24 protein-coding genes, 1 tRNA gene and 1 pseudogene are annotated in these 23,041 nt (G+C 66.9%); 19 read left to right on the top strand and 7 right to left on the bottom strand.

Going from position 1 to position 23,041, the window contains the following annotated elements:
* Both NYR58_RS10410 and NYR58_RS10405 read right to left on the bottom strand, forming a co-directional pair.
* Positions 1 to 2,466: pseudogene (locus tag NYR58_RS10410) on the bottom strand (hypothetical protein); the annotation flags it as partial.
* Positions 2,463 to 2,957 carry a hypothetical protein gene (locus tag NYR58_RS10405; RefSeq protein ID WP_261520560.1) on the bottom strand — a complete coding sequence of 165 codons (495 nt, stop codon included), beginning with the start codon at positions 2,955 to 2,957 and terminating at the stop codon, positions 2,463 to 2,465. The pseudogene NYR58_RS10410 and the gene NYR58_RS10405, both read right to left, overlap by 4 nt.
* Before the next feature lie 496 nt (positions 2,958 to 3,453).
* On the opposite strand from NYR58_RS10405, the gene NYR58_RS10400 reads away from it, so the two are divergent.
* From NYR58_RS10400 to NYR58_RS10360, 9 genes are all read left to right on the top strand, one after another.
* On the top strand, positions 3,454 to 4,866 hold the full coding sequence (locus NYR58_RS10400) for a cytochrome ubiquinol oxidase subunit I (protein WP_261520559.1): 1,413 nt from the start codon (positions 3,454 to 3,456) through the stop codon (positions 4,864 to 4,866).
* A 4-nt stretch (positions 4,867 to 4,870) separates the two neighbouring features.
* Positions 4,871 to 5,875, top strand: coding sequence for a cytochrome d ubiquinol oxidase subunit II (gene cydB / locus NYR58_RS10395; RefSeq protein WP_261520557.1), 1,005 nt, complete (start codon positions 4,871 to 4,873; stop codon positions 5,873 to 5,875).
* Between the two features lie 265 nt (positions 5,876 to 6,140).
* Positions 6,141 to 7,481 carry an ABC transporter substrate-binding protein gene (locus tag NYR58_RS10390; protein ID WP_261520555.1) on the top strand — a complete coding sequence of 447 codons (1,341 nt, stop codon included), beginning with the start codon at positions 6,141 to 6,143 and terminating at the stop codon, positions 7,479 to 7,481.
* 130 nt (positions 7,482 to 7,611) lie between these two features.
* Positions 7,612 to 8,874, top strand: a complete 1,263-nt coding sequence (locus NYR58_RS10385) for a carbohydrate ABC transporter permease (RefSeq protein ID WP_315903332.1) — start codon at positions 7,612 to 7,614, stop codon at positions 8,872 to 8,874.
* A 7-nt stretch (positions 8,875 to 8,881) separates the two neighbouring features.
* A complete protein-coding gene (locus tag NYR58_RS10380) occupies positions 8,882 to 9,706 on the top strand; it encodes a carbohydrate ABC transporter permease (protein ID WP_261520553.1) in 825 nt (274 codons plus the stop codon).
* Positions 9,706 to 10,764, top strand: coding sequence for an ABC transporter ATP-binding protein (locus NYR58_RS10375; protein WP_261520552.1), 1,059 nt, complete (start codon positions 9,706 to 9,708; stop codon positions 10,762 to 10,764). The genes NYR58_RS10380 and NYR58_RS10375 overlap by 1 nt, the downstream gene beginning before the upstream one ends.
* Before the next feature lie 56 nt (positions 10,765 to 10,820).
* Entirely contained in the window at positions 10,821 to 11,528 is a 708-nt protein-coding gene (locus NYR58_RS10370; RefSeq protein ID WP_261520562.1) for a glycerophosphodiester phosphodiesterase, read from the top strand.
* The gene (locus tag NYR58_RS10365) at positions 11,525 to 12,520 is read left to right on the top strand and encodes a LacI family DNA-binding transcriptional regulator (protein ID WP_261520551.1); all 996 of its coding nucleotides are present in this window, start codon (positions 11,525 to 11,527) and stop codon (positions 12,518 to 12,520) included. The genes NYR58_RS10370 and NYR58_RS10365 overlap by 4 nt, the downstream gene beginning before the upstream one ends.
* 11 nt (positions 12,521 to 12,531) lie before the next feature.
* On the top strand, positions 12,532 to 13,329 hold the full coding sequence (locus NYR58_RS10360) for an inositol monophosphatase family protein (protein WP_261520550.1): 798 nt from the start codon (positions 12,532 to 12,534) through the stop codon (positions 13,327 to 13,329).
* 3 nt (positions 13,330 to 13,332) lie between these two features.
* On the opposite strand, the gene NYR58_RS10355 is transcribed toward NYR58_RS10360, so the two are convergent.
* From NYR58_RS10355 to NYR58_RS10335, 5 genes are all read right to left on the bottom strand, one after another.
* Positions 13,333 to 14,211 carry a glycerophosphodiester phosphodiesterase gene (locus NYR58_RS10355; RefSeq protein WP_261520549.1) on the bottom strand — a complete coding sequence of 293 codons (879 nt, stop codon included), beginning with the start codon at positions 14,209 to 14,211 and terminating at the stop codon, positions 13,333 to 13,335.
* Between the two features lie 202 nt (positions 14,212 to 14,413).
* Entirely contained in the window at positions 14,414 to 15,487 is a 1,074-nt protein-coding gene (gene arsB / locus NYR58_RS10350) for an ACR3 family arsenite efflux transporter (protein ID WP_261520547.1), read from the bottom strand.
* A 26-nt stretch (positions 15,488 to 15,513) separates the two neighbouring features.
* Complete coding sequence (locus NYR58_RS10345; protein ID WP_261520545.1) at positions 15,514 to 16,023, bottom strand: arsenate reductase ArsC; 510 nt, start codon at positions 16,021 to 16,023, stop codon at positions 15,514 to 15,516.
* Between the two features lie 12 nt (positions 16,024 to 16,035).
* Positions 16,036 to 16,371, bottom strand: coding sequence for an ArsR/SmtB family transcription factor (locus NYR58_RS10340; RefSeq protein ID WP_261520544.1), 336 nt, complete (start codon positions 16,369 to 16,371; stop codon positions 16,036 to 16,038).
* 393 nt (positions 16,372 to 16,764) lie between these two features.
* Positions 16,765 to 16,839 (bottom strand) — tRNA-Thr (locus tag NYR58_RS10335).
* Between the two features lie 111 nt (positions 16,840 to 16,950).
* On the opposite strand from NYR58_RS10335, the gene NYR58_RS10330 reads away from it, so the two are divergent.
* The 10 genes from NYR58_RS10330 to NYR58_RS10285 all read left to right on the top strand — a co-directional run.
* Positions 16,951 to 17,124, top strand: coding sequence for a hypothetical protein (locus tag NYR58_RS10330; protein ID WP_261520543.1), 174 nt, complete (start codon positions 16,951 to 16,953; stop codon positions 17,122 to 17,124).
* Between the two features lie 121 nt (positions 17,125 to 17,245).
* Complete coding sequence (gene murA / locus NYR58_RS10325) at positions 17,246 to 18,535, top strand: UDP-N-acetylglucosamine 1-carboxyvinyltransferase (RefSeq protein WP_261520540.1); 1,290 nt, start codon at positions 17,246 to 17,248, stop codon at positions 18,533 to 18,535.
* Positions 18,536 to 18,587: 52 nt separating this feature from the next.
* Positions 18,588 to 19,028, top strand: a complete 441-nt coding sequence (locus NYR58_RS10320; RefSeq protein ID WP_261520539.1) for a DUF2948 family protein — start codon at positions 18,588 to 18,590, stop codon at positions 19,026 to 19,028.
* 11 nt (positions 19,029 to 19,039) lie between these two features.
* On the top strand, positions 19,040 to 20,332 hold the full coding sequence (gene hisD, locus NYR58_RS10315) for a histidinol dehydrogenase (RefSeq protein WP_261520538.1): 1,293 nt from the start codon (positions 19,040 to 19,042) through the stop codon (positions 20,330 to 20,332).
* Positions 20,333 to 20,355: 23 nt separating this feature from the next.
* On the top strand, positions 20,356 to 20,829 hold the full coding sequence (locus NYR58_RS10310) for a UPF0262 family protein (protein WP_378074588.1): 474 nt from the start codon (positions 20,356 to 20,358) through the stop codon (positions 20,827 to 20,829).
* A 5-nt stretch (positions 20,830 to 20,834) separates the two neighbouring features.
* The gene (locus tag NYR58_RS10305) at positions 20,835 to 21,329 is read left to right on the top strand and encodes an arsenate-mycothiol transferase ArsC (protein ID WP_261520531.1); all 495 of its coding nucleotides are present in this window, start codon (positions 20,835 to 20,837) and stop codon (positions 21,327 to 21,329) included.
* 106 nt (positions 21,330 to 21,435) lie between these two features.
* Positions 21,436 to 21,654, top strand: coding sequence for a translation initiation factor IF-1 (gene infA, locus NYR58_RS10300; RefSeq protein ID WP_011579535.1), 219 nt, complete (start codon positions 21,436 to 21,438; stop codon positions 21,652 to 21,654).
* A gap of 28 nt (positions 21,655 to 21,682) precedes the next feature.
* On the top strand, positions 21,683 to 22,312 hold the full coding sequence (locus NYR58_RS10295) for a Maf-like protein (protein ID WP_261520530.1): 630 nt from the start codon (positions 21,683 to 21,685) through the stop codon (positions 22,310 to 22,312).
* Between the two features lie 3 nt (positions 22,313 to 22,315).
* Positions 22,316 to 22,522 carry a DNA gyrase inhibitor YacG gene (gene yacG / locus NYR58_RS10290; RefSeq protein WP_261520529.1) on the top strand — a complete coding sequence of 69 codons (207 nt, stop codon included), beginning with the start codon at positions 22,316 to 22,318 and terminating at the stop codon, positions 22,520 to 22,522.
* Positions 22,523 to 22,643: 121 nt separating this feature from the next.
* Positions 22,644 to 23,041 (top strand): hypothetical protein (locus tag NYR58_RS10285; protein WP_390880946.1); only part of this gene is annotated, 398 nt, incomplete at its 3' end.

Here is a 23,041-nt window from a genome sequence, read left to right as displayed (position 1 = left end):
ACTGCTTTCGCCATCGGCCACCGCGGCTGGCCCCACCGCCACGCTATCCGTGCCGTTGGCCTGGCTGTCGGCGAGCGAGGAGTTGCCGCGGAAGTACTTGATGCCGGTGCCGTTGTTGATGTTGTTGACGGTGGTGGAGATGCTCGTCAAGCTGCCATCCACCGCCGCGAACGCATCGGATACCGTGCCGTAGCTTCCGCCCTGTACGGTGTAGCTCGGCCCCGCGATGGTGCCATCGGCATTCACGCTGGCGCCGCCGCCCAGATGATCGGCAACGCTCTGCGAGACGCCGTAGAGCTGCCCGCCGTTCACCGCGTCGGTCGAGGCCGCGCTCACCGTGCCCGCGGCAAGGCTCGTCACCTTCGTGCCGTTCATGGCAAGCCCCGTGGCGCTGAACACCTGCCCGCCCGAAAGCGTCACGCTGTCCAGCATGAGGTCCATGGCCGTTGCGATGGTGATGTCCGTACCGCTGCGCGTGATGGCAATGTTCTGGCCATCGAGGAACTGCACCGTGCCTCCCGGCGCGACATTGCTCGCCGCATCGCCATTGGCCTGCAGGTTCCAGCCGGCAGAAGCCGTGGCACCCACCGCCGTCAGCGCGTCCTGCACGTTGGTGTAGGTCGTGCCGTCGACGTCCAGGCCCGCCGTCAGCGTCTGCGTCGCCCCGTCATAGACCGACGTGCCGCCCAGCGCCGTTGCCGCCGAGCCGCCCAGCGTGTTGAGCTGGTCGAGGTTCACCGCGTCCGTGCCGTTGACGCCCGGGCCCACATTGGTGATCGCAAGGCCACCGGCATCGACGCCCGCCACCGTCACGCTCGGGCCGCCCGTGATCGTCAGGCCCGTCGCCGTCAGCGAGGTCGTGTCCGTGCCGTCGTCCACCGTCAGGCCGCTGGTGTCGAGCAGGCTCGCGCCCACCGTGACCGAGTTGCCGACCGTCAGGTCGCTCGCCAGATCGAAGGTCACGTCGTTGGCCGCCGCCGTCTTCGACACCACGATGTTGCCGTCGGCGTTGTTCAGGTCCACCGCGTTGCCGGTCGCGCTGTCGACCCCGACATTGGTGACGTTGAGACCCTCTGCCGAGATATCCCAGCCGGTGCCGGCCATGGTGCGCACCTGGCGGAGCTGAGCGACGTTCACCGCGTCGGTGTCCGCCGTGCCGGCAGCAACGCCGGTGATCTGGCGCGTCACGCCGCCTGCCGCGTCGCCCACGCTCACGGCGGAGGCGGTGCTGAGCCAGGTGGCGCTCGTGTCTGTCGATGCCGCATCGGTGACCGGGTCATAGCCGGCAACCCCGGCGCCGATGGCGGCAATCGAGCCGGAGCCGATCGCCACGCCGCCATCCACCGTCACATCCGCCCCGTTGCCGAGGATGAAGGCATCCGCCGCATCGAGATTGTTGTCGTTGCCCACCACCCGGCTGCCGGTGGCCGTGGCGGCGAGAATATTGTTGTTGCCGAAGGCCCCGGCATTATCGGCGTCGATGGTGTTGTCGTTGCCGAGCGCATAGGAGCCCGCGCCATTGATCACGTTCGGATCGCCGATGGCACCCGAATTGTTGCCATTGACGATGTTGCCGGTGCCGATGCTGATCGACTGCAGGCCGTTGGCCTCCGCGCCGGAACCGATGGCGATCGACTGCAGGTTGGTGGCCCTGGATCTCAGTCCGATGGCGATGGCCTCCGCCGCCGTGGATGTGGCCAGTGAGCCAAGGGCTATGCTGGAGATGTCAGCCGCTTCGGAACCGATGCCGAAGGCGATGCTCGCCCGGCCGGATGCCAGCGCCGCGACGCCGAAAGCCATGGCGCCCCCCTCCGTCGCCGTCGCGTTGGCGCCGAACGCGGTCGAATAGTTGCCGGTTGCCCAGGAGCCGCAGCCGGTTGCGAAGGAATAGGTGCCGAAGGCCCTGGGCTGGGCATTTGTTCGGCCACCGGTCAACGCCCCCATATAGCCGACATTTCCGGTGGTATATCCATCGCCCGTCCAGGTCACCTGCGCCGTAGAGGTTCCGTAGGGGTTATACGCACCGAATGCCTGGTTGGTTGCAAATCTCTCATACTCCTGCTCGGCCGTAATTCCGCCAACCACACCGCCCCGGCCGACCACGGCATCGGCGCCGCAGTAGTCGTCGTCACCCGCCAGCACAATGCTTCCGTGGGAACCAAACGCATAGGAAACCCCCGCCCCGTTGGTGCTGTTTTCGGTCGCGCCCCTGATCGCAAGATTTGCGGCATGTGCCGGCGACGCTTCCATCATGAGTGCGACCAGAGCCACGGAGACCGCGCCGCCCACACCCAGCGCTCCGAGTCCAAGCCGCTTGCGCCCCATGCCGAGCGCGCGATGTGCCTGACGCAGCACCGCCATCAGCCGACGGCGCAGGGAGCGATGCAGCCCCGCCCCGCACACCCAGTTCCGTGTAAAAGCCTCAGCCTTGGGAGCACCGAGATCATGTTGCCTGTCAGTCGTCATTCCTTGCCAACCTTCTCTCTAAAGCCCCCCGGCAATTTCCACGAATGCGCCCCGCCATCGGCCGGCGCGCCTTCCATCTCCCGCAGCCGCTCGCCATTGCGCAGGCCGAGTTGCTCGACCGCCTCGAACGCTTTCAGCACCCAGGGCTGCGGTTCCTGCGGCACGTCCTCCAGGGCGCGCCTCACGCGCTCAGCCGAGAAGCGGAGCGCGAGCAGCCGCCGGCACATGTCGAGATGCCGGCCCGGATCGCTCTTGCCGTAGAACGGCGTCGTCAGGCCGAGTGCGAAGCACGCCGCGAGATGGTCGAACTCTTTGGGCAGAAGCCGGTCTGCGTAGCGTTCCTCAAGAGTCTGCAGAAAGGACAGAAACGCCGTCTCCAGCGCCGCCGATGTGTCGCGGCGGCCGGCATCAGCCCCCTTCCGCTCCACGGGCGGAGTTTCCGCGGGCCCGTAGCGCCGCTCGCCGCCGGAAAGATCGACCACGGTCGTCATCGGCTTCTTCCCGCGGCCGCCAAGGATGGAAGTGGAAAGAGGGATATCGAACCCGCGGCACAGGTGCGCTCAAACGCGGCGAACAATGGCGTGTTGCCGGCCACCCCACCGCCACGCCCAAGCCCGGCCCGAGCACCTCTCCGCCGCAAAAACCCGAAAGCGGGCATCGTCCCCTCATTTGTTTATAGCAAACAATATGTGTACGGTGCCAAACACTTATCTGTTTGTCAATGTCATATTCAATTAGAGTAAACAAAGGGAAATTTTTGGTGTTCTGCGCCTTCCCGCCGATCTGAACGCCGTTTCCCGAGGGCGTTTACAGGTAATCAAGGCGAATCGGGAAGCGAATCACGTCGCACGGGCAAGTACGACCGAAGGAACCGAAGAACACGCCCGGCACATTTGTCGCATCGGCCGGGGCTCGACTTATCGTCCGTGGGGCGGCATTGTTGCCGAAGGCTTTTCGGAAGCCACGAAGCGGCGATGGAGGCATTCGATGGAGTTCGACCCGGTCCTTCTGGCGCGCATTCAGTTCGCCTTCACGGTTTCCTTCCACATCATCTTTCCCGCCTTCACCATCGGGCTTTCCGCCTTCATTGCGGTTCTGCTTGTGATGTGGCGGTTCACGCAGAACGACAAGTTCCATCGCATCGCCCGCTTCTGGACGAAGATCTTCGCCGTGTCCTTTGCCATGGGCGTGGTCTCCGGCATCGTGCTTTCCTATCAGTTCGGCACGAATTGGAGCCGTTTCTCCGAGTTCACGGGCAATGTCATCGGCCCGCTCATCGGCTATGAGGTGCTGACGGCCTTCTATCTGGAGGCCACTTTCCTCGGCATCCTCCTGTTCGGGTGGAACCGTTTCCCGCCCTGGCTCATCACGCTTTCGGCGGTGCTGGTGGCGCTCGGCACGGCGACCAGCGCCTTCTGGATCCTCTCGGCCAACAGCTGGATGCAGACGCCGGCAGGCCACGAGATCCGCGACGGCATTGCCTATCCGGTCGACTGGCTGGCCATCATCTTCAACCCCAGCTTCCCCTATCGGCTCGCGCACATGGTGAACGCGGCCTATCTGACCACGGCAGCAGTGGTGCTGGCGGTGGGCGCGCGCTATCTGCTGGCCAGGCGGCACGAGGAGGAGTCGCGCACCATGCTGCGCATGGCTGTCGGCATGATCGCCGTGGCCGCGCCACTGCAGCTCGTCATCGGCGACATGCACGGCCTCAACACGCTGGAGCACCAGCCGCTGAAGGTCGCCGCCATGGAGGGCCACTGGCACGGCGACGAGCCAGGAGACCTGGTGCTGTTCGCCATTCCCGACGCGCAGGCGCGGGAGAACCGCTTCGAGATCGCGGTGCCCTATCTGGGCTCGCTGATCCTCACCCACAGCCTGGATGGCACCTATCCCGGCATCGCCGATTTTCCCCAGGAAGACTGGCCGCCCCTTCTCAGCGTGTTTTTCAATTTCCGCCTCATGGTGGGCATCGGCCTGCTTCTGATCGCCGTCGGCTTCTGGGGGCTCTGTCTTTGGTGGCGGGGGCGGCTGTTCACCAGCCGCTGGTTCCTCGTCTCCTCCTCCTATATGTGGCCGCTCGGTTTCATCGCCATTCTGGCAGGCTGGTTCGTCACGGAGCAGGGCCGCCAGCCCTGGCTGGTCCATGGGCTCATGCGCACCGCCGAGGGCATCTCACCGGTGCCCGGCGCCAGTGTCGCCGGCACGCTGGTGCTGTTCCTGTTCATCTATGGCGTCGTCTTCTCCATGGGCATCTACTACATCAACAGGCTGATTGCCGCTGGGCCGATGGAGGCGCGCGCCGAGCCCTCCGCCGGCGTGCCGAACCGGCCGCTGTCGGCCGCCGAGGACGCGGCGCGCGCGGCCACCGGCCGCCCGTTGAGCGAAGCGGAGGGCTAGCACCATGGAATGGTATCTCCCCGTCATCTGGGCCGGCCTCATCGGCACCGCCGTCGCCATGTATGTCATCCTCGACGGCTTCGACCTCGGCATCGGCATCCTCTTCCCCTTCGCCCGCAAGGAGGAGGACCGAGACGTGATGATGAACTCCGTCGCCCCCTTCTGGGACGGCAACGAGACCTGGCTGATCCTGGGCGGCGGCGGGCTGTGGGTCGCCTTCCCGCAGGCCTATGCCATCATCATGCCGGCCTTCTATCTGCCGGTCATCGGCATGCTTCTGGCGCTCGTCCTGCGCGGCGTGTCCTTCGAGTTCCGCTGGGTGGCCAAGCCCTCGCACCGCATCTGGGACATCGCCTTTGCCGGCGGTTCCATCGTCGCCGCCTTCCTTCAGGGTGTCATTCTGGGCGGTCTCGTGCAGGGTGTGACGGTCGTCGACGGGCAGTATGCCGGCGGTGCCATGGACTGGCTCACGCCCTTCTCCCTCTTCACCGGGCTCGCCGTGGTGGCGGGCTACGGGCTCCTGGGCGCCACCTGGCTCGTCATGCGCACGGAAGGCCCGGCGCAGGCGCTCGGCCGGCGCTTCGCGCCGCTGCTGCTTGGCGCGGTGCTCGCCGCCATGGCCGTCATCAGCCTGTGGACGCCGCTGACGGTGGAGCGCATCGCCCTGCGCTGGTTCAGCCTGCCCAACCTCTTCTTCCTGTGGCCGGTGCCGCTCGCCGCGGCCTTGGTCGGCTATCTGGTGTGGCGCTGGCTCGCCGCCGGGCGCGAGGGCCTGCCCTTCGTGGGCTCCATTCTCCTGTTCCTGCTGGGCTATGCGGGCCTCGTCATCTCCACGGTGCCCTATCTGGTCCCCCCGCATCTCACCTTCTGGGACACCGCGGCCGCCCCCGCCTCGCAGATCTTCCTGCTGCTCGGCACCCTGTTCCTGCTGCCCATGGTGCTGGGCTACACGGCCTTCGTCTACTGGGTCTTCCGCGGCAAGGTGCGCCCCGGCGAGGGCTATCACTGAGGCTTCCGGCGCGCCCGCGGACCGCGGGCGCGCGCTCCTTGCTCCCAGCGACAAGACAATTGACGGGCCTTTTCGCACATGAAATTGTACACGTGTGCAAGAAAGGAGGAAGCGCCAAAGAAAAAAACAATGCACACGTGCACAATTGTCATCTGACTGTTGGAAAAGGGCTTTAGGGAGGAAGCCGATGGCCTGGCGGAATCGCCGTGATCGGCCCTGGTCGTCGCCCTTCATTCCGACGGAAACGCAAGGAGGAACGTGAGAGATGACACCCCGTCTATCGAAAACCGCGGCCGCCGCCCTGGTGCTGGCCATGGGCGCCGGTGGCGCATCCGCGCAGAACGTCACCATCAGCGTGTGGGCCGGCGGCAGCGGCCCCAACGACAATTACCGGGTCGATGCCATCGAGATGGCCGCAGACATCCTGGAACGGGAGGCGGCGATCCGCGGCGAAACGCTTGAGATCACCGTCGACAAGAAGCTCGACAGCACATGGGACGACTTCAAGCAGGCGGTCACGCTCGCTGCCGAAGCCGGCAATGCCCCGCACATCCTCGTCACCGGGCACGAGGACATCGCGCCCTGGGCCCAGTCGGGTCTCATCGTGCCGGTGGAAGACTATCTGAACCTCGACGCCTGGCCCATCAACGACATCTACGACAATCTGATGGAGATCGCCTCCTATGGCGGCATCCAGTATGGCCTGCCGCAGGACGCCGAATCGCGCCCCTTCTTCTTCTGGAAGGAGCATATGAGGGCCATCGGCTACACCGACGCCGATCTCGACGCGCTGCCCGGCCGCGTGGAAGCGGGTGAATACACCCTCGACAACGTGCTGGAAGACGCCAGGAAGATGGTCGATCAGGGCGTGGTGGAGGCCGGCTACGGCTTCTATCCCCGCCCCTCCAACGGCCCGGACTACTGGCAGTTCTACACCAGCTTCGGCGGCGTGATGGAGGAAGACGGCAAGCTCGTCTTCGACCGCGCGGCGATGCAGCGCTTCTACCAGTTCTTCGTCGATGCGGTGGAGGCCGGTGTGACGCGCAAGAACCACATCGGCACGCCGTGGGACCAGTGGTATGCGGAAGTGGCCAGCGGCAAGGCCGGCCTGTGGCACGGCGGCACCTGGCACTATGCCCGCTACACCAATCAGGAAGGGCTTGAGGATTTCTTCGGTTCCATCGCCTTCTCGCTCATTCCGGCCGGCGAGGGCGGCAAGCCCAACACGCTCACCCACCCGCTCGTCTATGTGCTGACGGCGCAGGACAACGAGGACGAGGTGGCGATTGCCGCCGAGCTGGTGAAGATCGCCTCGGAACCGCGCATCAACACGCTGCACGCCATCAAGTCGGCGCATCTGGGCATCGCCCATCAGCAGTCCAACATCGACCTCTATGCCAACGACCGCTGGGCGCGCGAGGCGACGGAGCGGCTGCTGCCCTTCGCCAACGCCATGCCCAACAACACCGACTTCGGCACCTACTGGAATGCCATGTGGAGCGGGCTGGAAGCGGCCTGGACCGGGCAGAAGACGCCGGAGCAGGCGGTGGCCGATGTCGAGGCGGAGCTGAAGAACAGCCTCGGCGAAGCGATCGTCATCCGCTGACATGACCGCCTCCCGCGACATCGCGCGGGACGGCCCGGCGCCCGTCACGGCCCGGGCCGTTTCCGCCCGGGGCCTTGCAAGCTGGCTCAACAGCTCGAAGGGCCTCGGCCTCGTGCTGCTTGCGCCGGCCATGGTGCTGGTCGTGCTGTTCTTCCTCGTGCCGGTGGTGGTCACAGGGCTCATCGCCTTCACCAACATGAGCACGGCCACCGGGATCACCGGCGGCGCCTATCAGGTCTCGCCCTCTGCGCTGCGCGTACTGACGGACCAGCATGGCATGGGCGCGCTGGCCGAGAGGCTTGGCCAGCCCACCTACACGGTGGACGAGCAGGGCCTTGCCACGCTTGAGGAGATGGGCATCGAGCCCGGCATCGTCGCCGGCCTGAGGGAGCGCCATCTCGGCGAGACCTACAGCTCGCGCCGCGAGTTCGAGCGCGCCATCCGCGCCCTGCCGGAACGGCCGGCCACGCGCACCGTCAAGCGCATCTCCGCCGCCTTCAGCCGCTCGCTGGCCAACGAGCGCTTTGCGAGCGCCGGGGCGCTCATCGCGGCTGCCGAGGCGGTCGAGCCCGATCTCGACGCGGCGGAGAAGCAGGCGCTCGTGGAGGCCACCTATACGGGCTGGACCTGGACATCCGAGAATTTCCGCCGCCTCGCCACCTCGCGCGACACGGAACGCGTGTTCTTCAACACGCTGTTCTTCGTGGCCACGACGCTCGTGCTCTTCAACACGGGCTATGCGATGGTGCTGGCGATCGCCACCCACTACATCCCCGAGCGGGCAGCCGGCATCTTCCGCATCATCTGGTTCCTGCCGCGCATCTCGCCGGTGGTCATCTATGTGCTTTTGTGGAAGTGGCTGGCCTGGGACACCGGCTTCCTGAGCGCGCTGTTGAGCAATTTCGGGGTCCGGCCGCGCAACTGGATGCTCGATTCGGCAACCAACGCCTGGGTTTTCGTCATCCTCATCAACGGTTTCGTCGGCGCCTCCATGGGCATGGTCATCTTCGCCTCGGCGATCAAGGCCATCCCGCAATCCCTCTTCCATGCGGCGGCCGTCGACGGCGCCTATCGCTGGCAGCAGATCCGCCACATCATCCTGCCGCACCTCAAGTGGCCGATCCTGTTCGTCACCTGCTACCAGACGCTGTCGCTCTTGACCTCCATCGACCAGACCCTGCTTTCCACCGATGGCGGGCCGGGCGGGGCCACCGAGATCTGGTCGCTGTGGATCTACCACACCGCGCTCAACAACTATGCCGGCAACCTGCAATACGGCTATGGCGCGGCCATGGCGCTGGTGCTCGTCGTCATCGGCATCACGCTGTCGCTCCTCTATCTGCGCCTGTTCAACTACAACGCGCTGATCATCAAGCCGCGCATCGAGCATTGAGGCCGCCATGACCGGACACCTGAGAAGCTGGCCCATCGTCCTGGCGCTGTCGGTCGCCAGCGCGCCGCTGGTGCTGATGTATGTCTATCTGTTCGTCGACACCGTCACCAATGCGCCGCCGGGCTCTTTCGTCCCCAACGAGTTCACGCTGGAGCACTGGTCCTTCCTGTGGCACACGCCGCGCGGGCGGCCGAGCATCTGGCGGGTCACCCTCAACTCGCTCCTCTTCGCCACCTCGACGGCGGCCCTGGTGGTGGTCATCTCCTCCATGGCGGGCTACGTGCTGTCGCGGCTCAACGTGCCGGCGCGCGGCTTCTTCCTTGCCGGCGTGATGGTGCTGCATGCCTTCCCCGCCATCACCCTCATCGTCGCCATCTTCCTCGTTCTGCAGGTCGTGGGGCTCTACAACACGCTCATCGGCGTCATCCTGGTCAAGGCGGCCATCGACATGCCGCTCGGCATCTGGCTCATGAAGGGCTTCTACGACACCGTGCCCTGGGAGATCGAGATGGCCGGCATCCAGGACGGGGCGAGCCGCTTCACCGTGTGGCGCAAGCTTGTCCTGCCGCAGGTCAAGCCCGGCATCTTCGCGCTGGCGCTCTTCGCCTTCCTGCTCGGCTGGGGAGAGTTCATCCTGCCGCAGGTGCTGGCGCCGGGCGGCGACGTGCAGGTGCTGTCGGTCTACCTGGCGTCGCTCATCGCCGACGACAACAATTTCGACATGGCGCTCTTCAAGTCGGTCGGGCTGTTCTACATGGCGCCGGTCCTGATCCTGTTCTTCTTCTTCCAGGGCCATCTCATGAACATCTACGGCGGAGGCACGAAGGGCTGATGCGTATCCTGCTCGACAAGTTCTCCAAGTCCTTCGGCGATGTGCGCGTCATCGAGGACATGACGCTGGAGGTCAATGACGGCGAGATGCTGGCGCTGCTCGGGCCGTCCGGCTGCGGCAAGTCCACCACGCTGTTCGCCATCTGCGGCATTCACAAGGTCTCGGGCGGGCGCATCTTCTTCGGCGAGCGCGACATGACCGACGTTCCCTCGCAGGAGCGCAATGTCGGCGTGGTCTTCCAGTCCTACGCCCTCTACCCGCACATGACGGTGGCGGAGAACATCGCCTTCCCCCTGCGCATCCGCAAGCTGCCGGAGGCCGAGGTGAAGCGCCAGATGGAGGAGATGGCCCGCCTCGTCCATATCGAGGAGCTGCTCGGCCGCCGCCCGGCGGAGCTTTCGGGCGGCCAGCAGCAACGTGTGGCACTGGCCCGCGCGCTGGTGCGCCGACCCAACGTGCTGCTGCTCGACGAGCCGCTCGCCAATCTCGACGCCAAGCTGAGGCTGGAGATGCGCTCCGAGATCCGCCGCATCCAGCTTGAGACCGGCATCACCGCCATCCTGGTCACGCACGACCAGGTGGAGGCGATGAGCATGTGCGATCGCATCGCCATCATGAATGCGGGGCGAATCATCCAGATCGCCACCCCGCAGGAGATGTACCGCAACCCGCGCACAGCCTTCGTCGCCGGCTTCCTCGGCAACCCGCCCATCGCCTTTCTCGACGCGGTGGCGCGCGACGGCTGGCTCGCCGTCGAGGATGCGGACATCCGCCTGCCCGTGCCTCCCGGCACCCGCACGCCGCCCGACGGCACGCCGGTGGTTCTCGGCATCCGCCCGGAGACCCTGGGCCGCGAGGGCGATGCCCCCATCCGCGGGCGCGTCACCTTCGTCGAAACCCAGGGGCGCGAGAACCTCTACGACATCACCCTTGCGAATGGCAGCGTCCTGCGCTCCATTCAACGCGTGAGCGACGATGTTTCCCTGAACGACGAGGTGGAGTGGCGCGTGCGCAGCGACCAGATCTTCGTGTTCTCGCAGAATGGAGAGCGGCTTTGAGCGATGCCGGTGTCGCCGCCTTCGCGCGCCGCTTCGGCTGGCCGGCGGCTTGTGCCATGCCGCTGGTCATCGGCCATCGCGGTGCCTGCGGGCACGTGCGGGAGAACACGCTCGAATCCTTCGCGCGGGCGTCCGACCTCGGGGCCGAGATGTGGGAGCTCGATGTCCGGGCCACGCGCGACGGGGTGTGCGTGGTCAGCCATGACGACCATCTGGAACGCGTCTTCGGCGTCGATGCCCGCATTTCGCAGCTCACGGCGGCAGAGCTTGCGCGCCTTCCCGGCGCGGCAGTGCCCACCTTCGCCGAGGTGGCTGCGCTGGCGCGGGCGCGCGGGGCCGGGCTCTATGTGGAGATCAAGGCGGCAGAGGCGGCGCCGCTTGCCTGGCATCACCTGCGGGCCCAGGGCCAGCGCTTCGCCGCGATAGGCTCCTTCGACAGGGCGCCGGTGCGTGCCCTGCGGGAGGAGGGGTGCGACTATCCCCTCGCCGTCCTGGTGCGCCTGGGCGAGGAGCCGCTTGCGGCGGCGCAGGAAGCCGGCGCCGACATCGTCCATCTGTGCTGGGAGCGTGGCGGCACGCGCCCGCAGGACCTTCTTACCGCCGACCTTGTCCGCTCCATCCTGGCGGGCGGCTGGCAGATCGTTTTGTGGCACGAGGAGCGGCCGGACGTCATCGCCGACCTTGTGACGAGGCCCGTGCTCGGCATCTGTTCCGATCTGCCGGAGCGCATCGCCGCGGCGCGCAGCAAGGCTGTCCAGCCATGAGCGGCCAGGAAAAGCCCGGCCGCAAGCCCACCTCCTTCGACGTGGCGCGCCGCGCCGGCGTCTCGCGGGCGGCCGTCTCGCGCACGTTCACGCCGAATGCCAGCGTGTCGCCCGAAACGCGCGAAAAGGTGGTGAAGGCCGCCAAGGAGCTCGGCTATCGGGTCAACTATCTGGCGCGCGGCCTGATCAACCGGCGCTCCGATTTCGTTGGCGTCGTCGCCGCCGGCATGGACAATCCCTTTCGCGCCATGCAGATCGAGCAGATCACCAAGAAGCTGGTGCGGCGCAATTTCCGCCCCATCCTGCTGCCTGCCGACCATGGCGAAAGTGCCGATCACGTGATGGACCAGCTTCTGCACTACAACGTCTCCGGCGTGCTGGTCACTTCGGATGCGCCGCCCACGGCGCTGTGCGCGGAGTTTGCCGCCGCGGGCGTGCCCATCGTTCTCATCAACAAGGCCGACGCCATTCCCGCCGTCGATCGCGTGGTCTGCGACACCGATACCGCCGGCCGGCTCGCCGCCACCACGCTTCTGGAGGCCGGGGCGCGCCATCTGGCGGTGGTGAGCGCGTCGGCCATCTCCTACACGGCGCGGCGCCGGCAACAGGCGTTCCTTGCCTGCTGCCATGCGCTGGAGGCGGATGTGCGCGTCATCCCGGTGGCGGTCAACGACTATGCCAACGGCCTTGCCGCCGCAGAGCGGCTGGACGGCGTGGACGGCGTCTTCTGCGTCAACGACTACATGGCCTGCGGCCTGATCGACGGGCTGCGGCGGCGCGGCGTCGCGGTTCCGCACAGCGTGCGCGTTATCGGCCACGACGACGTGCCGCAGGCCGCATGGGGCAGCTACGAGCTGACGACGATGCGCCAGCCCTGCGACCTGCAGGCCGACCAGGCCATCGACCTTCTGACAAGCCGCATGGCCGAGCCGGAGATGGCGGAGCGGGTGGAGCTCACACCGGTGACACTGGTGCGGCGCGCCACCGCCTGAAAGGAGACGACGTGACGGGTACGAGCAACAACGGACTTGCCGAGCGCCTGGCCTTCGCCCGCACGCTGGCCGAGAAGGCCGGCCGCGAGATCGAGGCGTTTCACGAGGAGGCGCGCGCCGCCGTCACGCGCAAGGGATTGCAGGATTTCGTGACCGCCGCCGACCGCCATGGCGAGGCGCTCATTCGGGACGCGCTGAAGGCGGCCTTCCCCGAAGACGGCTTCGTGGGCGAGGAAACGGGCGGCGAGCCCGAGGGGGAAGGCTTCTGGGTGGTCGATCCCATCGACGGCACCACCAACTATATCCGCGGCCTGCGTCACTGGGGCGTCTCCATCGCCTTCGTGCGCGGCGGGCGCGTGGAGATCGGCTGCATCTATGATGCGACCACGGGCGGCGTCTGCACGGCGGTGCGCGGCGGCGGCGCCTTCTGCGGGGAGCGGCGGCTTGCCGTTTCCACGCGCAGCGACCCAGGAGAGGCGCTCGCCATCCTCGGCTGCTCGCGGCGCACCAGCTTCGAGGATTATCAGGCCGTCGCGAGACGGCTCAACGATCTGGGCATGGACTACCGCCGGCTGGGCTCCGCCGCCATCGGCCTGGTGCGCGTGGCAAGCGGCGTGGCCGACCTCTATTTCGAGGCGCACCTCAATTCCTGGGACATCATGGCCGGATGCCTGATCGCCAGCGAGGCGGGCGCGACGGTGGCCATGCCGCCGCTGGAGACCATGCTGGCGCGCGGCGGCCCGCTGGCCGCCTATGCGCCGAGCCTCGGCGACAGCCTCTCCTTTCTGCATCCGCTGACGCGGGCCTGAGCCTCAATCTGCCTGTCCGGCGCTGCGCCGGATGTGGGCGCGTTGGAGGGCCAGCGCCTCGTCGGTCGTCACCTGGTCGGCGCCCAGCGCCAGCAGGCGCGAGAAGTCCCGCCATTCCGCATCGGTGAAACCGGCTTCCGGCCGGGCGGGGTTGAACGTCCAGACATCCACCTTCGCTGCGTGCGCGTGGCAGATGCGGATGAGGTCGATGCCGTCATCGTCGGCAGCCAGCACGAGCTTCCAGGACAGATAGACCACATGCGGGCGCAGGGGGCCGCGCAGCTCGCTTTCGAGCTGGCCCGCCAGCGCCTCCTTGCGGCCGGCGCGATAGAGGTCGAGCAGACGGAAGGACGGTTCCAGCCCGCGCCGCATGTCCGGCAGGCGCTCGGCAATGGCGAGGGTAAGCTCGGTGCTGTCGCCGCTGACGATGAGATTTTGCTGATGTTCGGCGAAGAGACCGGCAAGCCGCGCCACCCCCCGCTCGCCCGCCTGCGCGAAATCATCCTTCATGTCGAGCTGCAGAAGGGCCTGCGGGTGGGCGCTGGCCAGACGGGCGGCCAGATCCTCGGCCAGCAGCACGCGCCGTCCTCCCCCGGCATAATGCAGCCTGCCGATCGCGGCACCCGTGCAGGCAGCCACTCTGCCGGTGCCGTCCGTCTCGCGGTCCAGCGTCTCGTCGTGAAGGACGGCAAAGCCGCCGTCGCCGAGCACGCGCAGATCAACCTCCATGGAGGCACCGCGCTTCAACCCCTCGTCCAACACCGCTTCGTCGAACAGCGGGTCGCTGCGGCTTCGGCGCAGGCGGTGCCACTTGAGCGGGATGCGCTTGCCGTCGAAGACGATGGCGAGACCGGAGCGGTCGTCAAGGATCGTGTCATGCATCGGGGAGGCGTCCTGAAAACGGTGCGGCAATCGTGGGGCATGGCGCGTCACGATGCAAGTCCCGCCATGCCCGACGCAAAGGCCGGCCCAAGGCAAGTGGCGCCATGGCGCAGGGCCGCTGGACGCGCCCCGTTTCCCGAGTTCCTTGACAAGGGCCAGACGGCGAGAGCCGGGCGTGGTGAGGATGGCGCTCGGGCTGTTGTCAAGCGAACCAGTGCTTCGTGCGGTTTGCGAAGGCGACGAGGGAGAGCATCACCGGCACCTCGACCAGAACGCCCACCACCGTGGCAAGCGCCGCGCCGGAGGTGAGGCCGAACAGGCTTATGGCGACGGCGACGGCCAGCTCGAAGAAGTTGGACGTACCGATGAGCGCGCAGGGTGCGGCGACATTGAAGGGCACCTTCCAAGCCCGTGCGGCCGCATAGGCCAGGAAGAAGATGCCGTAGGACTGGATGAGAAGCGGGACGGCGATGAGCAGGATGAGGAACGGACGCTCGACGATCACATTGCCCTGGAAACCGAAAAGAAGGACGACGGTGACCAGAAGTCCGATGATGGAGACCGGCTTCAGCGCGGCGGTGAACGCGCCCACCGCTTCCTGCGCCTTCGCGCCGGGGCCGGCGCGTGCCGTCAGCCAGCGCCGCGTCAGCACCCCGGCAACCAGCGGGATGACGACATAGAGGCCGGTGGCCAGAAGCAGCGTCTCCCATGGCACGGCGATGTCGGTCACGCCCAGCAGGAAGGCCACGATCGGCGCGAAGGCGAAGATCATCACCACGTCGTTCACCGACACCTGCACCAGCGTATAGGTCGCGTCGCCACGGGTGAGCTGGCTCCATACGAAAACCATGGCGGTGCAAGGCGCTGCCCCCAGAAGGATCAGGCCGGCGATGTATTGCTGCGCGTCCGCAGGCTCGATCCACGGCGCGAAGACATGCTGGAAGAACAGCACCCCGAGCGCAGCCATGGTGAAGGGTTTCACCAGCCAGTTCACCGCCAGCGTGAGCACCAGCCCCTTGGGCCGGTCGCCGATGCGGCCGAGGCTGGCAAAATCGACGTTCACCATCATGGGGAAAACCATCGCCCAGATGAGCACGGCCACCACGAGATTGACCGAGGCATATTCAAAGCGCGCCAGCAGGCCGAAAAGGCCGGGCAGGAGGTTGCCGAGCACGATGCCGGCAAGGATGCACAGCGCCACCCAGAGCGAGAGATATTTCTCGAACGGGCCGATATTGCCGGCGGCGGCCCGCCGGTCGAGCACGTGTTCGCTCATCGCGCACTCCCTGTCGGTCTGTCGGTTCAGCCCGCCGTGTCCGGGTCGCGGCCGATCGCATCGAGCCGCTTCTGCAGCGCCAGGCGGTCGAGCGAGGCGAGCGGCAGGCTGGTGAAGATGGATATGCGGTTGCTGAGCATACGGTAGGCGTCGGCAAAGGCATAGTGCTTCTCCGCCTCCGTGCCCTCCACCGCCGCCGGGTCCGGCACGCCCCAATGCGCCGTCATGGGCTGTCCGGGCCAGACGGGGCAGGTCTCGGCGGCGGCGTTGTCGCAGACGGTAAAGACGAAATCCATCTTCGGCGCATCGGGACCGGCAAATTCGTCCCAGCTCTTGGAGCGGGCGAAGGCGGTGTCGTGGTTCATCCTGTCAAGGAGTGCCAGCGCATAGGGGTGCACCTCTCCCTTCGGCTGGGAGCCGGCCGAGAAGGCACGGAAGCGGCCGGCGCCCAGGCGGTTGAGGATCGCCTCGGCGAGAATGGAGCGGGCGGAATTGCCCGTGCACAGAAAAAGCACATTGAAGACGGGGGTGCTCATGGCAGGCTCCTCTCAGCAGCGCTTGCAGGTCACGGCGTCGATGACGGGACGGCACAGCTCCGGCGCGCCGTTGCAGCAATCCTCCATCAGATAAGCCAGGAGATCGCGAAAGCCCGTCATGTCGGCACGGTAGCGCACGGTGCGGCCGTGGCGTTCGGTGCGCACGAGGCCAGCCTGGGACAGAACCTTCAGATGCGCCGAGGTGGTGTTCTGCACGGCGCCGAGACGCTGGGCGACTTCGCCGGCAGGAATGCCATCCGGCCCTGCCTTCACGAGCAGGCGAAAGGCTTCCAGCCGTGTCTCCTGGCCGAGCGCGGCAAGCGCGGAAAGGGCAGATTTTTTATCCATATATCCAAGAATCCAGATTTCTTTTCTTCGGTTAGCATCACCCACCGGCCGGCGCAAGCCTGGTTTACGCGATGACGCATCGCACGGCGCCAACAGCGCTGCGCTATTTCCCCATAAGCAGGCAGGAGCGATAGGACACGGGCAGAAGCTCGCAGCCGCCGGACGGACGCGATGCCCGGCAGGCCGGGCGAGACACGGGCTTCATCCATTGCCGCCGATCTTTTCCCGGCGCCCCGGCGGCAAGCCCATGCCGGTCCATCGCCCCCCGGACCGGTCTGGCCCAAGGCCCTGTCTGCCGCTCTTGCCCCAAGATAAAGCAGCAGGCAGGGCCTTGGGTGCCCGCGCCTTTGCAAAGCGCGGACGCACCATTATCATTATCGCCGGTTCGGAAAATGGTGCTGCCGGAGAGGATTGAACTCTCGACCTCTCCCTTACCAAGGGAGTGCTCTACCACTGAGCTACGGCAGCGCTTCGGACGGGCGGCGTTCTGCCATATCGATTGGCCGAGCGCAAGCGCTACCTCCATGCTAAGAATGCGCACACAATGCAAGGGGCCTTGGACAGTTTTCGGAGGCAGGCATGAGCGAAGGGCAAAGGACGGCTGGAGCCAGGAGCGAGCGCGAGAAGCGGCTGGCAGCGGAGCTGCGCGCCAATCTGGCGCGGCGCAAGGCGCAGGCGCGTTCGCGCCGGGCCGGCAAGGCGGATGAGCGCCGGGAGGGCATTCCCGCCGCAGGCAAGGACAGGCAGGCGTGAGGAGGGGACCGCGCCAGCCCGCCCTGCCGGCGCTGCATCGCCTTGAACCTGCCGCAGCCTTGCTCTAGGACAGGTCGGACCCGCGACACAGGAGCCGGTAAGACCCGGGAAAGAGACGCCCATGGACAGCATACGCATTCGGGGGGGCAATGCGCTCCGCGGCACGATCCCGGTTTCGGGCGCCAAGAACGCCGCCCTGCCGCTGATGATCGCCTCGTTGCTCACCGACGACACGCTGACGCTGGAGAACGTGCCGCATCTGGCGGATGTGGAACAGCTCATCCGTATTCTCGGCAATCACGGGGTCGACTATTCCGTCAACGGGCGGCGCGAGAACCAGGACAAGGGCTATTCGCGCACCATCCATTTCACCGCCCGCAGCATCGTCGACACCACCGCGCCCTACGAGCTCGTCTCCCGGATGCGGGCGAGCTTCTGGGTCATCGGGCCGCTTCTGGCCCGCATGGGCGAGGCGCGGGTGTCGCTGCCCGGCGGCTGCGCCATCGGCACCCGGCCGGTCGACCTCTTCATCGACGGCCTGCGGGCGCTGGGCGCGGAAATCGACATCGAGGGCGGCTATGCCGTGGCGAAGGCCCGGAACGGCCTTTCCGGCGCGCGATACCGCTTTCCCAAGGTTTCGGTGGGTGCCACCCACGTGCTGATGATGGCGGCGACGCTGGCCAGAGGCGAGACGGTGCTGGAGAACGCGGCGCGCGAGCCGGAAATCGTCAATCTCGCCGAGTGCCTGAACGCCATGGGCGCGAGGATCGCCGGCGCGGGCACGCCGACCATCACCATCGAAGGCGTGACCTCGCTTTCCGGCGCCCGCCACCGGATCATCCCCGACCGCATCGAGACGGGCACCTACGCGCTGGCCGTGGCCATGACCGGCGGCGACGTGCTGCTGGAGGGTGCGCGCGCCGACCTTCTGGAATCGGCGCTGGAGACCATCGCCAGGACCGGCGCGGAGATCGAGCGCACCAACAGCGGCATCCGCGTCAGGCGCAACGGTGCCGGCATCGCGCCGGTGGACGTGACGACAGAGCCCTTCCCCGGCTTCCCCACGGATCTGCAGGCGCAGTTCATGGCGCTGATGACCCGCGCCAGGGGCCGGTCGCGAATCACCGAGACCATCTTCGAGAACCGTTTCATGCACGTGCAGGAGCTTGCGCGACTCGGCGCCAACATCTCGCTTTCCGGCCAGACGGCCATCGTGGACGGGGTGGAGCGGCTGAAGGGCGCACCCGTGATGGCGACGGATCTGCGCGCCTCCGTCTCGCTGGTGATCGCCGGGCTTGCCGCCGAGGGCGAGACGCAGGTCAACCGTGTCTATCACCTCGACCGCGGCTTCGAGCGGCTGGAGGAGAAGCTTTCGGGCTGCGGCGCGGATATCGAACGTCTCTCCGCCTGAGGCGCGGATGCCCGCCGGTGGCCCGTCTGGCGCAGATAAGGTGATCGCAGCGATGGATCCGTTGAAGCTGGTGGCCCTCGACGAGGAGGATCTGAAGATCGTCTCGGCGCATGTGCAGGACGCGGTCATGAAGGTGGGCGATCTGGTCTTCCAGAAGCGGGAGAAGCGTTTCGCCCTCGGCATGAACCGCTTTGCCTGGGAGAAGGAGAAGGGCGGCCTGTTCGCCCGCCGGCATCACGAGCGGCGGCGCAGCGTGCTGCATTTCGACCGCGTGCTCGCCGTGCGCACCGCCGGCATCGACAAGACGAAGCCTGAGGAGGTGCTGTCGCTTCTGGCCGTCAACTTCCTGCCGGGTGCCGCACCCTCCGGCACGGTGGAGCTCATCTTTTCCGGCGGCGCGGCCATCCATCTGGAGGTCGAGTGCATCGAAGCGCGGCTGAGCGACCTGGGCGCGGCGTGGGAAACGCCGCTGCGCCCACGCCACGGCGCATGAGGGGGCGGCCAGTGACGATCAGACTTTCCACCGAGGATACCGATTTCGAGGCCCGCTTCTCCGCGTTCCTCGCCACCAAGCGCGAGACCTCGCAGGAGGTCGATGCCGCGGTGCGCGAGATCATCGCCCGCGTGCGCGAGGCAGGCGATGCCGCGGTTGCGGAATATACGCGCCGCTTTGACCGGTTCGACCCTGCGCAGACCGGCCTGCGCGTGGAACGTGCCGAGATCGAGGCGGCCTATGAGGCCGTCGAGGCCGACACGCTGGCGGCCCTCAGGCTTGCCCGGGAGCGTATCGAGGCCCACCATCGCCGGCAGATGCCCGAGAGCCGGCGCTATCGCGACGCGCTGGGCGTGGAGCTGGGCTGGCGCTGGACGCCGCTTGCGGCCGTCGGGCTCTATGTGCCGGGCGGGCTTGCCAGCTATCCGAGCTCGGTACTGATGAACGCCGTGCCGGCGCGCGTGGCGGGGGTCGAGCGCCTGGCCATGGCCGTGCCCGCTCCCCAGGGCAGGCTCAACCCGCTGGTGCTGGTGGCCGCCGACCTGGCCGGCGTGACGGAGATCCTGCGCATCGGCGGCGCCCAGGCGATCGCCGCGCTTGCCTATGGCACCCAGACCATCGCCCCCGTCGACAAGATCGTGGGACCGGGAAACGCCTATGTGGCGGCGGCCAAGCGGCAGGTTTTCGGCCAGGTGGGCATCGACATGATCGCCGGCCCTTCGGAGGTGCTGGTGGTGGCCGACGGCGACAACGATCCCGACTGGATCGCCGCCGACCTCCTGGCCCAGGCCGAGCACGACACGGCCGCGCAGTCCATCCTGATGACCGACGACGCGGCATTTGCCGATGCGGTGACGGCGGCCGTCGAACGGCAGTTGAAGACGCTCTCACGCGGCGAGATCGCCGCGGCAAGCTGGCGCGATTTCGGCGCCGTCATCCTGTTGCGCGATCTCGATGAGGCACCGCCCCTGATCGACCGCATCGCGCCCGAGCACCTGGAGCTGGCGACGCAGGAGGCAGAGAGCCTGCTGGAGCGCACACGCAACGCCGGCGCCGTGTTCCTGGGCCGGCACACCCCGGAGGTGATCGGCGACTATGTCGGCGGCTCCAACCATGTGTTGCCGACGGCCCGCTCGGCGCGCTTCTCTTCCGGGCTTTCGGTGCTCGACTTCCTGAAGCGCATGTCGGTGCTGCGGCTGGGGCCCGACGAACTGCGCGTGCTGGGGCCGGCGGCCGTGGCGCTGGCGCAGGCCGAAGGGCTGGAGGCGCATGGCCGCTCGGTCTCCATAAGGCTCAATCTCTAGGGCCGGTGGATATGGGAGAGCATTTGCCCGGCAATGCGCGTCTGGTCGATGTGGAGCTTGACGAGACGGTGGGCCGGGCGCCGCCCGACATCGAGCATGAGCGCGCCGTCGCCATCTTCGATCTGGTGGAGGAGAACCGTTTCCACCCTGTGGGCGACGAGGCCGGCGGTCCATACCGGCTGAAGATCTCGCTGGTCGATTCGCGCCTCGTTCTCAAGGTGACGCGCGAAAGCGGCGAGGAGGTCGTCACCCACATCCTCTCGCTGACACCTTTCCGGCGCATCGTGAAGGATTATTTCCTCGTCTGCGAGAGCTACTATCAGGCCATCCGCTCGGCCAGCCCGAGCCAGATCGAGGCGATCGACATGGGCCGGCGGGGACTGCACAACGAGGGCTCGCAGACGCTGATGGACCGCCTGGCCGGCAAGATCGAGATGGATTTCGACACCGCCCGGCGGTTGTTCACGCTGGTCTGCGTTCTGCACTGGCGGGGATGACGGCGATGCCCCAGCGCGAGCAGGAACCGGCGCAGGACAGGCCCGAGAAGGGGCGCCGCGCCGCGCCGGGTGCGGTCTTGTTCCTGTGCGGGCGCAACTCCATCCGCTCGCCCATGGCGGAGCTGCTGGCGCGCCGGGTGCTGCCGAAATCGACCTTCGTCGCCTCTGCCGGCGTGCGCTCGGGCGAGCGGGACCCCTTTGTCGATGCCGTGCTGGCCGAGGAGAATCTGACGCTCGGCGAGTGGCGGCCGCGGGCGCTGGAAGAGCTTGAGGACAGCTATTTCGACCTCATTGTCACGCTGGCGCCGGAGGCCCACCACGCCGCGCTGGAGCTGACACGCTCGATGGCGGTGGATGTGGAATACTGGCCCACCCTCGATCCGTCGGCCGTGGAAGGCACCCGCGAGCAGATTCTCGCCGCCTATCGGGAGGTGCGCGACGGCCTGTCCGAGCGCATTGCCGCGCGCTTCGGCGCAGGCGCCCAACAGCAGAAACGCTGAACAAGCTTGCGCGAGTGCAGGCGATTGGGCTAGGTTCCGCGCAATTTCGGCCGGCGCGGCCGCCAAGGGCCGGGCGCGGCCATTCCCATGTCAGAGAAGGTATCGGATGCCGAAGGAAGAAGTCCTCGAATTTCCGGGCGTGGTCACCGAGCTGCTGCCCAACGCCATGTTCCGGGTGAAGCTGGAAAACGATCACGAAATCATCGCCCATACGGCCGGCCGTATGCGCAAGAACCGGATTCGCGTGCTGACCGGCGACAAGGTGCTTGTGGAGATGACCCCCTACGACCTGACCAAGGGTCGTATCACCTACCGCTTCAAGTAGCCCCCGCGGCGGCGGAGGCAGGGGTGCGATGAGCGCGCTGAAAAAACTCGTCCTGGCCTCCGGCTCGCCGCGGCGCGTGGAGCTTCTGCAGCAGGCCGGCCTGGAGCCGGACCGCCTTCTTCCTGCCGAGATCGACGAGACACCGCTGAAGGCCGAGCATCCGCGCTCGCTGGCCAAGCGCCTTGCCCGCGCCAAGGCAGAACGGGCCTGGGAACGGCTGAAAAAGGAAGGCGAGGCGGAGGAGGCCTTTCTGCTGGCCGCCGACACGGTGGTCGCGGTGGGCAGGCGCATCCTGCCGAAAGCCGAGAGCGTGGACGAGGCGGCCAACTGCTTGCGCCTTCTGTCCGGCCGTTCGCACCGGGTCTATACCGGTGTCTGCCTGTTCACGCCCGCGGGCAAGCTGCGCCACAGGCTGGTGGAGACCAGGGTGCGTTTCAAGCGGCTGTCGCGCGACGAGCTCGAAAGCTATCTCGCCTCCGGCGAATGGCGCGGCAAGGCCGGCGGCTATGCCATTCAGGGGCTGGCCGGCACCTTCGTCGTCAAGCTCGTCGGCTCCTACACCAATGTGGTGGGACTGCCGCTCCACGAAACGGTGAACCTGTTGACGGCCGACGGCTACAAGGTGCATTTCAACTGGCTGTCGGGAACACGTGTGTGAACGATGGCCGGCAGCGAGGCGCCTGACAAGATCACTCCCCTGAGGCCAAAACGCCCCTGCCCGGAGTGCGGCAAGCCCTCGGCGCGCGCTTTCTATCCCTTCTGTTCCAGGCGGTGCAAGGATATCGACCTCAACCGCTGGCTCTCCGGCGCCTATGCCATCCCCGGCCCGCCCATCGAGGAAGACGAGGACGGGCGCTCCTCGGAATAGCTTCAAGCACACAAGATTTTTTCCATCTCCCTACTATCGCCACGTTTCGCGGCGAAGGCCGGTAGCGGCTTATGTAGCCGACAAACAACTGTTAACTTTTTGATAATCATAGAGGTTTTTCATGCCTTCCAAGTTTACCACGGCTGTCTCCGTTCTCGCTCTTCTCGGCCTTGCCGCCTGCAGCGAGGAGGAGACGAAGGTCTCCGAAGCGACAAGCGTTCAGGCCGTCCAGACCGTACAGGAGACCGTGAAAGCCAAGGCGGCGACCGACAAGGACGCCGCCGAGAAGGCTGAAGAGACGGCGGACAAGGGGACGGGCGGCGCAGAAGATGCGCAGGCCGGGGCCACGGAACAGGAAGCCGGAGAGCCCATCGACGCTGCCGAGGAGGCCGTCGAGGAAGCCGCCGATGGCGCCGCGGAAGCCGCCAGCTCGACCGTCGAGGCCGCAGAACAGAAGGCCGAAGAGCATATCGACGCCGCCGAGGATGCGGTCGAAGAGACCACCAACGGCGCCGCGGA

Source organism: Chelativorans intermedius (genome assembly GCF_025398255.1).
GTDB lineage: Bacteria > Pseudomonadota > Alphaproteobacteria > Rhizobiales > Rhizobiaceae > Chelativorans > Chelativorans intermedius.
Note: the sequence above shows the minus strand (reverse complement) of the source record. Positions and strands in the feature narration are given on the sequence as shown.